Genomic DNA, 14,872 nt, shown 5'->3' with positions numbered 1-14,872 from the left:
GTCGAATTTTTACTGCTTGGCAGCAACAGCAACCGCAACCGCATCCGGTTCCGGCAGCACTTCGCCGTTCAGCACGCGCTGCATGCGGTCTTGATCCAGTGCCTTTTCCCATTTGGCCACCACCACGGTGGCTACGCCGTTGCCGATCAGGTTGGTGATGGCGCGCGCTTCAGACATGAAGCGGTCCACACCAATCAACAGCGCCAGGCCTTCCACCGGCAGCTTGCCGCCCAGGGTGGCCAGGGTGGCGGCCAGAGTGATGAAGCCACCGCCGGTCACTGCCGCCGCACCCTTGGAGGTCAGCAGCAGTACGCCGATGATGCCCAGCTCTTCACCCAGGCTTAGCTGCACATTGGTGGCCTGGGCAATGAAGATGGCCGCCATGGTCAGGTAGATGGAAGTGCCATCCAGATTAAAGGAGTAACCCGTCGGAATCACCATGCCCACCACCGGCTTGGCGCAGCCCAGGTGTTCCATCTTCTTTATCATGCCCGGCAGGGCGGATTCGGACGAAGAGGTACCCAGCACCAGCACGATTTCTTCCTTGATGAAGGCCAGGAACTTGAAAATGCTAAAGCCATTGAAGCGGGCGATCGCACCCAGCACGATGAAGACGAAGGCAAAGCAGGTCAGGTAGACGCAGGCCATCAAAAAGCCTAGCTGCTTGAGCGAACCCACGCCGTATTTGCCGATGGTGAAGGCCATGGCACCAAACGCACCAATCGGTGCCAGCTTCATCAGCATGTTGATCACGCCAAACAGCGCATGCGAGAACTCGTCCAGCATGGAAATGACGGTCTTGCCGCTGCTGCCCATGCGGGTGAGCGCCAGGCCCAGCAGCACCGAGAACAGCAATACCTGCAGGATTTCACCGGTGGCAAATGCGCCCACCACGGTATCCGGGATGATATGCAGCAGGAAGTCGACGGTGTTCATGTCCTTGGCACCGGCGGCAAACTTGGCCACCGATTTGGCATCCAGCGTGTGCGGGTCCACATTCAGGCCGGCACCCGGCTGCAGCAGGTTCACCACCACCAGGCCGATTACCAGCGCCAGCGTAGTCACCACTTCAAAGTAGAACAGTGCCTTCACGCCAACACGGCCCACTTCCTTCATATCGCCCATCTTGGCAATCCCCACCACCACGGTGGAGAAGATGATGGGGGCAATCATCATCTTGATCAGCTTGATGAAGGCATCGCCCAGCGGTTTCATCTTGGCGGCGGCTTCCGGATAGAAGGCACCCATCAGTACGCCGATGGAAATGGCAACCAGCACCTGGAAGTACAGGCGCGAGTAAAGCGGTGTTCTGGCTTGCATGTCTGGTCTCTTGTTCTCGGATGTTCGGAGGTTGAGCGTTGTTCCGGACCCTGTCTGGATCCTGTTGTTGGGCACATCCTAGCAAGCGATCGGTTTTTGGCTAATTGCTGATATCCCTAAGCGTCACGGGAAAATGCATGGTCATGATGCGGGTGTTTGAAGTTTCAGAATTTTCCTGAATGTAATCCGTGGTTTGCCGTCATTTTTAACGGCTTTTTCTGGTTGTGCATTTACTGTGAGCAGGAAAAAATCCTCTCTTTATCAGTATTCCGCCTTACCCGTGCATGGGTAGTGCCGGCAGTCATGCATGTGCTGCGCTGTACCGCATGCTGGCCTGGCGAGTGAATGCTGATGTTATCGGTGGACTGATGTCCGCAGACCGTTAAAGGATAATTTCATGGTGAAGGCCGACCCGATTCCTGCCGAAGTGCGCGAACGCATCCACCGCGTTGCCTCCGAGCTATACGCCAAGTCAGCTTACCAGTCATTGCCTGCGCTGGACGAAGTCCGCAAATGTGCCAATGTCGATATGAATGTGGCCAGTCTGGTACTTAAGGAATGGCGCAAGATTCAGCCGGTCAGCCCTGAGCCACTGGCAAGCAAGCTGCCCGCTCCGGTGGAAGAAGCCGGTCTGGCGGCAGTGGTGGCCATCTGGCAGCATGCTCAGCAGTTTGCCAATCAGCACTTGCGTACAGCCCAGGCGGGCTGGCAAACCGAGCGTGAAGAGCTGGATGCGCTGCGTGCCGAGCTGGCAGAAGCCTTCGAGCGCCAGGCTGCCGAACTGGAAGCCACCAGTCAGCAACTGAGCATGGTGCTGGCACTGAACACCCGCCAGCAGCAAGAACTGGAGCGTGCCGCGCCACGTCTGGATGAGTCTGCCAGCCGACTGGGAGAGACAGAAACGCGGCTGGTGATGGTGGAGCGAGAGCTGGGTGAAACCCACGAAAAGCTGGCGCAATCCTATGACGATGTCCGTGCGCTGCGCCAGCAGTGCGATGAGCTGCGCAAGGAGTGTGATAGCTTGCGCAAGCAACAGGCAGAGCTGCAAGAAGAGCTGCGGGTGCAGCGCTCGGACAAGGAAAGTGCCCATCGTGCCGTAGCCAGCCTGCGTCAGCAGTTACAAGCGGCGAGCGGTGGCAAAGCGGCTGACCCGGTTAGTGCGCCGGAGGCTGTGCAGGATCAAAAGGAAAGCAATGAGTCCGAGGCTGTGGCCTATGGCCAGTCGGTGAGCGGCCGCTTGGCCACTTCCTCGCGTGCAGCCGACCTGATTGTCCGCTCACGCTGATGACAAGACCTGGTGCCCGTTTGCGGTGCCAGTGTTTCTTGCCACTCAATGAAACTGGCGAATATAAGACGCTACCCCACCCAATAGCATTTCAATCGAAATCGCGGTCAGCACCAGTCCCATCAGGCGTTCCAGTGCAGTAATGGCCTGTTCGCCCAGCAGCTTTTGCAAGCGTCCGGAAAACAGGAACACCACGGTAGTCACCAGCATGCAGATGGTGAGCGCCCCTATCCATTCCAGCATGCGCGACGGTTCGCGGGTGGACATCAGCAATACCGTGGCCATGGCAGAAGGCCCGGCAATCAGCGGAATGGCAATCGGCACGATAAAGGGTTCGCCATGCATCTTGTCGCTGCCGAACACGCTGCCACCCTCGCTGGGGAAAATCATCTTCAGTGCAATCAGAAACAGAATCACCCCGCCTGCCACCTGCATCGACTGATCGGTCAGGTGCATCACGTCCAGAAAATTGCGACCGAAGAACATGAAGGTCAGCAACACCAGAAAAGCAATCAGGCACTCGCGGTACACCACTTTCTTGCGGCGCTCCGGTTTTACCTGCTTGAGCGCGGAGATGAACAGCGGAATATTGCCCAGCGGATCGGTAATCAGGATCAGCAAGACCGTGGCGGAAATGAAAGAAGTTTGCATGGTGGTGTCGACGTGTTGGTGGCGGTGATGTTCTGTCTATAGTGACAGCAATTTTATTGATAGTTAGTTTTTGGGAAAAATGCTATTGCAATTAAGTGGTTGTTGGAGTGGTTGAAATGGGTTGTTGATTATCATTTTTCAAAATTGCATTCTCGTTAATTTTGAAATACGTGCTCAACTATTTCATTACAGGAGTTTGGTGCCATGGCCCGTGATGTGCATGCAAATTTCTATGTGGCACTAGGAGTTGGTGCGAATGCTTTGTGGGGTGCGGCCTTTATTGTTCCGTATGTCTTGCATGACTTTCCTTCGGAGTTGATCACCATTTTTCGTTATTTGGTATATGGTGTTACTTCAATTGCTGTTTTGCTGTTGTTCGGCTTGGGTAATGCCAGAATTTCATTGCCTATTTTCATGGTGGCAAATGTAATCTCATTTTGTGGTAATGTGGGTTATTATCTTTTCTTGACCTTGGGTGTCAAATATAGTGGTTTTGTCTATCCAGCGCTGATTATTGGCTTGTTGCCTGTTTCTGTTATCCTGTTTGGTGCATGTCAAGACAAGGGCAAGTCAGTGCTTGGCTTGCTGCCAGGTATTGGTTTGATTATTTTTGGGATTGTATTGATTAATCTTTTGAATGTGAATGATGCATCAGGCCTGGCGCTTAATGCTGATCATGTTCACGGCATTGTTTTTTCATTGCTGGCTTTGTTGTTGCTTACAATCTATTGCATTGCTAATGCCCGCTTTCTTAAGTCGAATATCGGTATTTCTTCATTGCGCTGGGCGGGTTTGTTGGGCGTTTGCGCCTTATTGCAAAGCCTCCTGCTTGGGCTCTTTGCCTATGTATTCGTCGGCCATGATATGTCGGTGTTCACAGCTTATTCTGCCGACAGCTTAGTTGCCTTCATGCTTGGCGTGGTGTTCTTGGGTGTCTTTGTTTCTTATGTGGCAATGTGGTTGTGGAATGTGGCGTCACGCCATATTTCCAGCATCGTGGCAGGGCGAGTGCTGTGTCTTGAGACCATTTTTGCGCTTGCCTACGGTTATATGCTGGATGCGCGCATGCCCCACTCATTCGAGTTGCTTGCTATCTGCCTTATTGTGTCGGGTGGCTATCTTGTCCAGTGGTGCGCAGAGAGGGCCGCCCTGGAGGTGTAATGCATGACGGCAAGACGGCTAGCCTGTTGTGGTGTAAACGAAGATGAAGATGGACAAGGCCCGGCAATGCCGGGCCTTGTCCATTGTGGCTAATGCGTCTTATTCGGCAATGCTGTCATCCGCGTTGGCATCATCTGCCGCCGGTTTCTCGCGGCGGGCGCTGCCGGCCACCATGGGGATGGCAAACAGGCGGCAGGGCAGGGAGCCGTTGAACAGCGGGGTGCGGCGCTTGACCGACAGGTGGATCAGGTCGGACAGGCGCAAGTCGCCGGTAAAGAAGTGGGCAGTCCAGCCGGCAAAGTGGGCCTTCAGCCAGTCACCCAACTGCGGGTACAGCTCGGCCAGCGCGTCCTGCTCGTCCATGCGCACGCCATAAGGCGGGTTGGTGACAATGAAGCCGCTATCGGCAAACGGCCGTGCTTGCAGCACGTCTTGTGCCTGCAGCTCGATGGCATCGGCCAGGCCTGCGCGTTGCAGGTTGGCACGGGCCACCGGCAGCATGTTGCGGGCGCGATCGCTGCCCTTGATGGCCAGATTGCGCACCGGCAGTTCGGCAGCGCGGGCTTCGCTCAGCAGCGCTTCCCAGGACAGGGCGTCAAATTCGCGCAGGCGCTGGAAACCAAAGCGGCGGTTGCGACCCGGCGCGCGTTTGAGTGCGATGTCGGCCGCTTCCACCAGGAAGGTGCCGCTGCCGCACATCGGGTCCAGCAAGGGCTGGCTGCCATCGTAACCGGCAATCAGCAGAATGCCGGCCGCCAGGTTTTCCCGCAGCGGGGCTTCCCCGGTTTCTTCACGCCAGCCGCGCTTGAACAGCGGTTCGCCGCTGGTATCCAGATAAATGGTGGCATGGTCGCGGGTGAGGAAGGTGTGGATGCGCATGTCCGGTGTGCGGGTGTCCACATTGGGACGACCGGCATTGGCCTGACGGAAGCGGTCGCACACGGCGTCCTTTACCTTGAGCGACACAAAATCCAGGCTGCGCAGCTGTGCGCCGATGGCATCGGTTTTTACCTTGATGCTGCGCGATACATCGAACCAGCGCGGCCAGTCGATCTGCATCGCCAACTGGTAGATGTCGCTTTCCTGCTGGTAAGCGCCTTCGGCCAGCTTCAGCAGCACGCGGCTGGCAGTGCGGCTGTGCAGGTTGGCCTTCATCATGATGTCGGCGTCGCCACGGAAGGCTACCCCGCCGTCCACCTTGCTGACATCGTTGGCACCCAGTGCGTTCAGTTCGGCCACCAGCGTCATTTCCAGGCCGCGCGGGCAGGGAGCGAACAAGGCCAGTTGCTTGTCGCGCAGGCCGGTCAGCGCATACACCGCTTGCGCGGCCAGCTTGTCGTTCCATGCCGGTTTGTCCGCACTTCTGGCCTGGCGGCTATCGTGCTGGCGCGGGTCGCGCTCCATGCGGTGTTTGTTGTCGAAGGGCTTGAGGCTGGCCGGGGAGTTGCCGCGCTCGCGCGGTTCCCAACTGCGTTCATGACGGGCATCGCGACGCGGGCTCTCCTCGCGCTGGATGCGCTCACGCGGTGCGCTGTCTTCCCGGCGATCTGCCGGTTTGGAGAACAGCTTGCGTGGTGCGTTTTCCTGCGCGGGTTCGTCGCGGCGGAAGCGGTTTTCCCGTTCGGCAGCCGGTGCAGGCAGGATTTCCGGGTCGTAATAGCTGGCCGCATCATTGCGTTCCACGCGGCGCGGGGCCTCTTCCCGTGGCTGCTCGTCACGGCGGAAGCGGTTATCACGTGGCGCGCTGTCTTCCCGGCGTTCGGCTGGTTTGGAGAACAGCTTGCGCGGTGCGTTTTCCTGCGCCGGTTCGTCGCGGCGGAAGCGGTTTTCCCGTTCGGCAGCCGGTGCCGGCAGGATTTCCGGATCGTAGTGACGGGCGGCATCATTGCGCTCGAAGCGGCGCGGCGACTGCTCACGCGGCTGCTCGTCACGGCGGAAGCGGTTGTCACGCGGTGCGCTGTCTTCACGACGCTCGGCCGGCTTGGCAAACAGCTTGCGCGGGCCTTGCTCGGCTGCCGGAATGGTCGGCGTGGCGGCCGGAGTGTCGCGTTCCACATGACGCGGCACATGAGGTTTGTGCTCGATCTGGCGATCCGGCTGGCTGTTCAGCGGTTTGCGGCCGGACGGGCCGCGGTCACGCTGATAGCTGCGCTCGCCATCCGGGCGGCGCGATTCATGCAGATCGCCACGGTTGTCGGCCGGATGCAGGCTGCGCGGTGCCGAGGCATCGCGTTCGCGTGGCGGATAGGGCTTGCGCTCGCGGTCGTCGCGGTTGAACGGTTTGCGTTCGCCGTCACGGGCATCGAAACGGCGCGGCTCGCCGTCGCGTGGCGGATAGGGCTTGCGTTCGCGGTCGTCACGGTTGAACGGTTTGCGCTCGCCATCACGCGGCTCGAAACGGCGCGGCTCGCCTTCGCGTGGCGGGTAGGGCTTGCGTTCACGATCGTCACGGTTGAACGGTTTGCGCTCGCCATCACGGGCATCGAAACGGCGCGGCTCGCCATCACGCGGCGGGTAAGGCTTGCGCTCGCGGTCGTCGCGGTTGAACGGTTTGCGTTCGCCGTCACGTGCATCGAAACGGCGCGGCTCGCCATCACGTGGCGGATAGGGCTTGCGTTCGCGGTCGTCACGGTTGAACGGTTTGCGCTCGCGGTCGTCACGGTTGAATGGCTTGCGTTCGCCGTCACGCGCATCGAAACGGCGCGGCTCGCCATCACGTGGCGGGTAGGGCTTGCGTTCACGATCGTCACGGTTGAACGGCTTGCGTTCGCCGTCACGCGCATCAAAGCGGCGCTGTTCACCCTGGCGTGGCGGCTGGCCTGCTGCCGGACGGCGCGAGGAGTAAGGATCGCGCGGGCCATCGGCAGACGGGGCCTTTTTCTGGATGATGGGTCCCTTGGCCGTGCCATCGGCGGGTGCGGCGGCACTACCAGCGGCAGGCTGAGCGGAGGAGGTGTCGCTGCTGCTGACATCGCGGCGCAGATTGGCGCGCTGGCGTGAACGGAAAGTGGCCATGGGTACATCCTTCAGATAAGCAAGCTTTAAGCAATCTTCCATTTTACCTTATTTGCAGGCGCACTGCTTGGTGCTGCTCCGTCTTTCAGGTAGCATGTCCGGTTCCCTTTTGTTTTGGCGCGGCTTTGCCATGTTGCAGGATTCATTTGCCACCCGTCTGGTGGCCTGGCAGGAACAGCACGGCCGGCACGATCTGCCCTGGCAGGTGAGTGACCCGTACCGGGTATGGCTGTCCGAGATCATGTTGCAGCAAACGCAGGTGACTGCGGTGCTGGGCTATTACGCCCGCTTCTTGCAGCATTTTCCTGACGTGGCCAGCCTGGCGGCAGCGTCTGCCGATGAGGTGCTGGCCTTGTGGAGCGGCCTTGGCTATTACAGCCGGGCGCGCAATCTGCACAAGGCGGCGCGCATGGTGATGGATGAGTTTGGCGGTCGCTTTCCTGATCTGCGCGAGGATATTCAGCGTCTGCCCGGTGTCGGGCGCTCTACCGCCGCCGCAATTGCCGCCTTCGCTTTTGGCCGGCGCGAAACCATTCTGGATGGCAATGTCAAACGCGTGTTGACGCGCTGCTTCGGCATCAGCGGTTTTCCGGGTGAGAAGGCAGTGGAAAACCGGCTGTGGACGCTGGCAGAATCCTTGCTGCCGGCTGACGCTGCGCAGATGACTGCCTACACCCAGGGCCTGATGGATCTGGGAGCTACCGTGTGTGGTCGCAAGCCGGCCTGCACGGTGTGTCCGATGGTGGATGGCTGCGTGGCGGCCCGTCAGGGGCTGACCCATGTGCTGCCCACGCCGCGCCCCAAGAAGGCCGTGCCCACCCGTCACACCGTCATGTTGCTGGCGCAGCATGGCGATAAGGTGTGGCTGGAGCGCAGGCCGCCCACCGGCATCTGGGGCGGCTTGTTATCCTTGCCGGAATTGGCTGATAGCGCGGCGGTGGAAAGTTGGCTGGCCGCGCAGGGCCGTGGCGATGTGCTGCCCTCCTGGCCGGAGCTGGAACATGTGTTTACCCATTTTCGCTTGATCATTACCCCGGTGCCGGTGCGGCTGGATACGCTGCATGCCAACCGGGTGCAAGAGACCGCCGGGCAGTGGCTGCCCGTGTCCCAGGCACTGGATGCCGGTTTGCCGGCCCCCGTGAAGCGCCTGCTGCAGCGTTTGTCTGCCTGAGTGACGGTCTGTCGGTTTTCATTTTTTGCGCAGCGTGGCTGCCCAGGTGTGAAATATGGTTTCCGTAGTGCGTTCGATGGCCGATACCCTGGCCGATGCAGCCGACCCGAAACGGTGGCTGGAACAGATGTCTGCAACCCTGCCCGAGGCCGAAGCCAGCTTGCTGGCACGCGCCTTCGATGCCGCGCGCGAGCTGTATCGCGGCAAGGGGCTGGTGAGCACCGGCGAGGACCTGTTCAGCCATGCGGTTTCTGCCGCGGCCATTGTGGCCGACCTTAACCTGCTGACTGACGCCATTGTCGCCACCCTGCTGTTTGCCGTGCCGGATCACAAGCCCGACTGGCAAGGATGGATGACCGAGAATTTCGGTCAGACCGTCACCGTGCTGGTGGATGGGGTGGGCGGGGTGCGCCGCATTACCGAGCTGGCGCGCATCGACAAGCTGGAAACCCCGGAAGAGCGCGCCCGCCAGGCGGAAACCATGCGCAAGATGCTGCTGGCCATGGTGGCGGATATCCGCGTGGTGCTGATCAAGCTGGCCTGGCGTACCCAGACCATGCATTACCTGCCCCATGTGCATGACGAAGCGGTGCGGCGCGCCATCGCCACCGAAACGCTGGACCTGTTTGCCCCGCTGGCCAACCGCCTGGGTGTGTGGCAGATCAAGTGGGAGCTGGAGGACCTGGGCTTCCGCCACACCGAACCGGACAGCTACAAGAAAATTGCCAGGCTGCTGGACGAGCGCCGGCTGGAGCGCATCGACTATATCGACCGGGTGCTGGATACCCTGCGCTCCGAACTCAAGGCCGCCGGGGTCAAGGCCGAAGTTGCCGGGCGGCCCAAGCACATCTTCTCCATCTGGAAGAAGATGAAAAAGAAAAAGCTCGACTTTACCGAGCTGTACGACATCCGCGCCGTGCGCATCCTGGTGGAAAAACTGCCGGACTGCTACACCGCGCTGGGCATCATCCACGGCATGTGGCAGCCGATTCCGGGCGAGTTCGACGACTACATTTCCCACCCCAAGGCCAATAATTACCGCAGCCTGCACACCGCGGTGATCGGCCCGGAGGACAAGGCGCTGGAGGTGCAGATCCGCACTTTCGAAATGCACGAACATGCCGAATTCGGCGTGGCCGCGCACTGGCGCTACAAGGAAGGCGGCAAGGGCGATGCACAGTACGAGGAAAAGATTTCCTGGCTGCGCCAACTGCTGGACTGGCGCGAGGAAATGTCCGACCGCGAAGGCCTGGCCGAAGCCTTCAAGACCGAGTTGTTCTCCGACACCATCTACGTGCTGACGCCGCAAGGCCGGGTGCTGGCGCTGCCGCATGGCGCCACCCCCATCGACTTTGCCTATGCCATTCACACCGGCCTGGGCAACCGCTGCCGGGGTGCCAAGGTGGAAGGGCAGATCGTGCCCCTGTCCACGCCGCTGCAAAACGGCCAGCGGGTGGAAGTGCTGACCGCCAAGGAAGGCGGGCCTTCGGTCAACTGGCTGCACGATGGCTGGGTGAAAAGTCACCGCGCCATCTCCAAGATCCGCCAGTACATCCGCATGCAGAATGCGGACACGGTGCGCGAAACCGGCAAGCAATTGTTTGAGCGCGAGCTGGCCCGCCACCCGCATCAGCAACCCAATCTCACCCTGCTGGCGGAAAAGCTGGGTTACGCCAAGCTGGAAGAGGTATACGGCGCCATGGGGCATGGCGAACTGAGCACCCGTTCGGTCGCCAATGCCCTTGCCAGCTTTGCTCCGCCCCCGCCGGCGGATGTGGAACCGGAAAGCATCATCCGCGCCAGCAAGGGCGGTCATGACGCGGGTGGCATCCTGATCGAAGGGGTGGACAACCTGATGACGGTACTGGCCAAGTGCTGCAAGCCGGCACCGCCGGATGCCGTGGTCGGCTTCGTCACCAAGGGGCGTGGCATTTCCATTCACCGTACCAATTGCCTCACCCTCAAGCGCCTGTCAGCCGATGTGCCGGAGCGCCTGATTGCCGCTGGCTGGGGCGATCAGAAAAGCAGCGTTTTCCCGATTGATATCGAAGTGGTGTCGCTGGACCGTGGTGGTCTGCTGCGCGATATTTCCGACGTGCTGTCCCGCGAAAAGCTCAACCTGATTGCCGTCCACACCCTGTCGCGCGATATGCGCGCCAAGATGCGCTTCACCGTGGAAGTGCGCCAGGTGCAGGACATCAGCCGCGTGCTGGCGCGCATGATGGAACTGCCTGGCGTCACCGATGCGCGCCGGGTGTAAGCACTGGTCATGAGCGAAGCGTTTTGCGGTGCCAAGGCGGCGCTGTTTTATCAGGACCGCCTGCTGGTGTATCTGCGCGATGACAAAGCCGGGCTGCCTTTTGCCGCCTGCTGGGATTTTCCCGGCGGCGGACGCGAAGGGCAGGAAAGCCCGTTTGCCTGCCTGCAACGCGAAACGCGGGAAGAGTTCGGCATCTTGCTGCAGCCAGCGCAAATCATCTGGCAGCGCAGCTATCCTAGCTGGCACCAGCCCGGCAGGCTCAGCTTTTTCATGGTGGGCCAACTGAATGCCAAGCAGGCACAAGCTATCCGTTTTGGCGAGGAAGGTCAGTGCTGGGACTGGATGAGTGCGGCAGACTATCTGGCCCAGCCTGCTGCTGTACCCTATCTGCAGCAACGCTTGCAGGACTACCTGCAGTCCCCCGCAGCGGCAAGGGCATCAGCAGTCCTGGGTCGCTGATGGCAGTGGTGGCCTGTTGCCGATTGCTTTCAGTTGAAGATATTTCCATAATCAGCTCCTTATCTTAGCTGCGGGTCGCGCGCCGGATCATGGCTTGCGCCACAGCACCACATCAAGCCGGAATGCCATGTCAGAACTCATTACTGCCGCGCGTCGCGCCCTGTCCATGATGGACCTTACCTCTCTGAACGATGACGATACTGATGCCAAGATCGTCGCACTGTGCCAGCAAGCCAGCAGCAGCGCCGGCACGGTGGCGGCAGTCTGCGTCTACCCCCGCTTTGTCGCACTGGCGCGCCGCACGCTGGATCAGTTGGGCCTCGCGCAGGTCAAGGTGGCCACGGTCAGCAACTTCCCGGCTGGTGGCGATGACATCGCGCTGGCCGTCGCCGAAACCGCAGCGGCCATCGCAGACGGTGCTGACGAGGTGGATGTGGTGTTGCCGTACCGGGCCTTGCTGGCAGGCAATGCCGAAGTCGGCGCCGAGCTAGTGGCGGCCTGCAAGGAAGCCTGCGGCGACAAGCTGCTCAAGGTCATCATCGAAAGCGGCGAGCTGAAAGAAGCGGCACTGATCCGCCAGGCCAGCCTGATCGCAATCGAGGCCGGGGCCGACTTTATCAAGACCTCCACCGGCAAGGTGGCGGTGAATGCCACGCTGGATGCCGCCGGCATCATGCTGGCCGCCATCCGCTCCACCGGGGCGCAGTGCGGCTTCAAGGCCGCGGGGGGCGTGCGCACGGCGGCTGAAGCAGCCGAATACATCGACCTGGCCGAACACCTGCTGGGCGAGCACTGGGTGAGCCCGGAACATTTCCGCTTTGGTGCCTCCAGCCTGCTGGCCAATCTGCAGGCAGAAATCAGCGGTGGGGCGGCCACCGCCGGTGGCGCTTACTGAGCGGCTGCTCGCTGCACTAGCGCATGCAGGCCGAAGCCCGTCTTCGGCCTGGTCTATCAGGAGGGCTGCCAGCCTTGCCAGCCCAGCAGGAGAAACCCATGTTTTTACCTCAGGAAGTGATCCGCAAGAAGCGCGATGGTCAGACGCTATCCGCCGCGGAAATCCGCCAGTTCGTGGCTGGCATTACCGATGACAGTGTGGCCGACAGCCAGATTGCCGCCCTGGCCATGGCGGTGTATTTCCAGGGCATGGAACTGACCGAGAACGTGGAGCTGGCCATGGCCATGCGTGACTCGGGGCGCTGTCTGCGCTGGGACGATCTGCACCTGCCCGGCCCCGTGCTGGACAAGCACTCCACCGGCGGGGTGGGCGATGTGGTGTCGCTGATGCTGGGGCCGCTGATTGCCGCCTGTGGCGGCTTTGTGCCGATGATTTCCGGCCGCGGTCTGGGGCATACCGGCGGCACGCTGGACAAGCTGTCGGCCATCCCAGGCTACAACCCGTTTCCCACGCCGGAACGCCTGCGTCAGGTGGTGCGCGAAGTCGGCGTGGCCATCATCGGCCAGACCAGCGATCTGGCCCCGGCTGACCGGCGCTTTTACGCCACGCGTGACATCACCGCCACGGTGGAATCCATCGCCCTGATCACCGCGTCCATTCTGTCCAAGAAACTGGCTGCCGGGCTGGATGTGCTGGTGATGGACGTGAAGGCCGGCAGCGGAGCCTTCATGCCCACCATGGCGCAGTCCATTGCGCTGGCGGAACGCATTGTCCATGTCGGTAATGGCGCCGGGGTGCGTACCCGCGCGCTGATCACCGACATGAGCCAGCCGCTGGCCAGCACGGCCGGCAATAGTCTGGAAACTCTGGAAGCCGTGCGCTACCTGCGTGGCGAGGCCGCCAACCCGCGCCTGCATGCCGTCACCATGGCCTTGTGCAGTGAAATGCTGCTGGCCAGCGGCCTGGCCAAGGATATGGTGGATGCCGGGCAGCGGCTACAGAGCGCACTGGACTCCGGCCGCGCCGCCGAAATCTTCGGTCGCATGGTATCGGCGCTGGGCGGCCCGGCCGACCTGATGGAACAGCCGGAACGCCATCTGGCAGCAGCACCTGTGGTGCGCGCGGTCTATGCTGAGCATGGCGGCTTTGTCAGCGCCATGGATACCCGCGCACTGGGCATGGCCGTGTGCGCCTTGGGCGGTGGTCGTCGTCAGGCCAGCGACCAGCTGGACTACCGTGTCGGACTGAGCGGCTTTGCCGAACTGGGTGCCGAACTGATGCCGGATACCCCCTTGCTGTTCATCCATGCCGCCGACGCCGCCAGTGCCGACGAAGCCGAACGCCGGGTGCGCGAGGCCATTCAACTCGCGCCGCAAGCGCCCGCAGCACTGCCGCTGGTGTATCAGACCATCCGCCAGTCGGAACAGGAGCCATCGCAATGAAACGCGCCATCATTCTGATACTGGATTCGCTGGGCATCGGGGCGGCTGCCGATGCGCCATTGTTCGGCGATGCAGGCAGCAACACCCTGGGCCATATCGCCATGGAAGCCGCTGCCGGCCGTGCCGACAAGGGGCGCAGCGGCCGCTTGCAACTGCCCAATCTGTCCCGCATGGGCCTGGGCCATGCCTGTCAGTTGTCGTCCGGCTATTTTCCGGAAGGCATGGACCAGGCCGCCCCCATCGCCGCCTACGGCTATGCCCGCGAGCTGTCCAGCGGCAAGGATACGCCTTCCGGCCATTGGGAAATCGCTGGTGTGCCAGTGTTGTTTGACTGGGGTTATTTCACCGATAAGGACAACAGTTTTCCGCCTGCCTTGCTGGATGAGATTGTCAGCAAGGCCGGTTTGCCAGGCTTCCTGGGCAATTGCCATGCGTCGGGTACGGAAATTCTCGACCGGCTGGGTGAAGAGCACATGCGCACCGGCAAGCCCATTTTCTATACCTCGGCCGATTCGGTATTCCAGATTGCCTGCCATGAGGAAACCTTCGGCTTGGAGCGCCTGTACCAGCTATGCCAGATCACCCGCGATGCGCTGGAGCCCTACAATATCGGTCGGGTGATTGCCCGGCCGTTTCTGGGTGAAGGCAAGGGCGGCTTTGTGCGCACCGGCAACCGCAAGGACCTGGCGTTGCCGCCGCCCGCCGCCACCGTGCTGCAAAAGCTGGCCGACGCCGGCGGACAGGTGGTGTCCATCGGCAAGATTGCCGATATCTACGCCCATGTCGGCATTACCGAACAGCACAAGGCCACCGGTTTCGACCAGATCTGGGATGCCACGCTGGCGGCCATGCGCAACACGCAACAGCGCGCCATCATCATGGCCAACTTCGTCGATTTCGATTCCAGCTACGGCCATCGGCGTGATATTGCCGGCTATGCCAGGGCGCTGGAAACGTTTGACCAGCGCCTGCCGGAGGTGATGGCCGCCTTGCAGCCGGACGATATCCTGATCCTGTCGGCCGACCATGGCTGTGACCCCACCTGGCCCGGCACCGATCATACGCGTGAGCATATTCCGGTGCTGTGTTATGGCCATGCCGTGCCTGCCGGCTCGATTGGCGCGCGCGCCACCTTTGCCGACATCGGCCAGAGCGTGGCCAGCCATCTGGGCCTGCCTGCGATGGATTACGGGTCTTCCTTTCTGAACTGAGC

Annotated in this window: 11 protein-coding genes; 8 read left to right on the top strand and 3 right to left on the bottom strand. The window is 61.1% G+C overall.

The window, feature by feature from the left end:
- Window positions 1-9: 9 nt before the first annotated feature.
- Window positions 10-1,320 (bottom strand): dicarboxylate/amino acid:cation symporter, encoded by a 1,311-nt coding sequence (locus DLM_RS16815; protein ID WP_089085877.1) that lies wholly within the window; start codon window positions 1,318-1,320, stop codon window positions 10-12.
- Window positions 1,321-1,717: 397 nt separating this feature from the next.
- Here DLM_RS16815 and DLM_RS16810 point away from each other — a divergent pair, with 397 nt between their 5' ends.
- Window positions 1,718-2,605, top strand: a complete 888-nt coding sequence (locus DLM_RS16810; protein WP_089085876.1) for a DNA-binding protein — start codon at window positions 1,718-1,720, stop codon at window positions 2,603-2,605.
- Between the two features lie 45 nt (window positions 2,606-2,650).
- On the opposite strand, the gene DLM_RS16805 is transcribed toward DLM_RS16810, so the two are convergent.
- Window positions 2,651-3,256: a MarC family protein gene (locus DLM_RS16805; RefSeq protein ID WP_089085875.1), complete on the bottom strand. Its 606-nt coding sequence runs from the start codon at window positions 3,254-3,256 to the stop codon at window positions 2,651-2,653.
- A 204-nt stretch (window positions 3,257-3,460) separates the two neighbouring features.
- On the opposite strand from DLM_RS16805, the gene DLM_RS16800 reads away from it, so the two are divergent.
- Entirely contained in the window at window positions 3,461-4,417 is a 957-nt protein-coding gene (locus tag DLM_RS16800) for a DMT family transporter (protein WP_089085874.1), read from the top strand.
- 99 nt (window positions 4,418-4,516) lie between these two features.
- On the opposite strand, the gene DLM_RS16795 is transcribed toward DLM_RS16800, so the two are convergent.
- Window positions 4,517-5,665 carry a THUMP domain-containing class I SAM-dependent RNA methyltransferase gene (locus DLM_RS16795; RefSeq protein ID WP_231960265.1) on the bottom strand — a complete coding sequence of 383 codons (1,149 nt, stop codon included), beginning with the start codon at window positions 5,663-5,665 and terminating at the stop codon, window positions 4,517-4,519.
- 1,861 nt (window positions 5,666-7,526) lie between these two features.
- Here DLM_RS16795 and mutY point away from each other — a divergent pair.
- From mutY to DLM_RS16765, 6 genes are all read left to right on the top strand, one after another.
- Entirely contained in the window at window positions 7,527-8,603 is a 1,077-nt protein-coding gene (gene mutY / locus DLM_RS16790) for an A/G-specific adenine glycosylase (protein ID WP_231959880.1), read from the top strand.
- Between the two features lie 55 nt (window positions 8,604-8,658).
- Entirely contained in the window at window positions 8,659-10,863 is a 2,205-nt protein-coding gene (locus DLM_RS16785; protein WP_089085873.1) for a RelA/SpoT family protein, read from the top strand.
- Between the two features lie 9 nt (window positions 10,864-10,872).
- Window positions 10,873-11,322 (top strand): NUDIX hydrolase, encoded by a 450-nt coding sequence (locus DLM_RS16780; protein ID WP_089085872.1) that lies wholly within the window; start codon window positions 10,873-10,875, stop codon window positions 11,320-11,322.
- Window positions 11,323-11,449: 127 nt separating this feature from the next.
- Window positions 11,450-12,217, top strand: coding sequence for a deoxyribose-phosphate aldolase (deoC, locus tag DLM_RS16775; protein ID WP_089085871.1), 768 nt, complete (start codon window positions 11,450-11,452; stop codon window positions 12,215-12,217).
- A gap of 98 nt (window positions 12,218-12,315) precedes the next feature.
- Complete coding sequence (deoA, locus tag DLM_RS16770) at window positions 12,316-13,659, top strand: thymidine phosphorylase (protein WP_089085870.1); 1,344 nt, start codon at window positions 12,316-12,318, stop codon at window positions 13,657-13,659.
- On the top strand, window positions 13,656-14,870 hold the full coding sequence (locus tag DLM_RS16765) for a phosphopentomutase (protein WP_089085869.1): 1,215 nt from the start codon (window positions 13,656-13,658) through the stop codon (window positions 14,868-14,870). Before deoA ends, DLM_RS16765 begins: the two co-directional genes overlap by 4 nt.
- Window positions 14,871-14,872 lie beyond the last annotated feature (2 nt).

Origin of the sequence: Aquitalea magnusonii (genome assembly GCF_002217795.2) — a bacterium.
Lineage (GTDB): Bacteria > Pseudomonadota > Gammaproteobacteria > Burkholderiales > Chromobacteriaceae > Aquitalea > Aquitalea magnusonii_B.
Note: the sequence above shows the minus strand (reverse complement) of the source record. Positions and strands in the feature narration are given on the sequence as shown.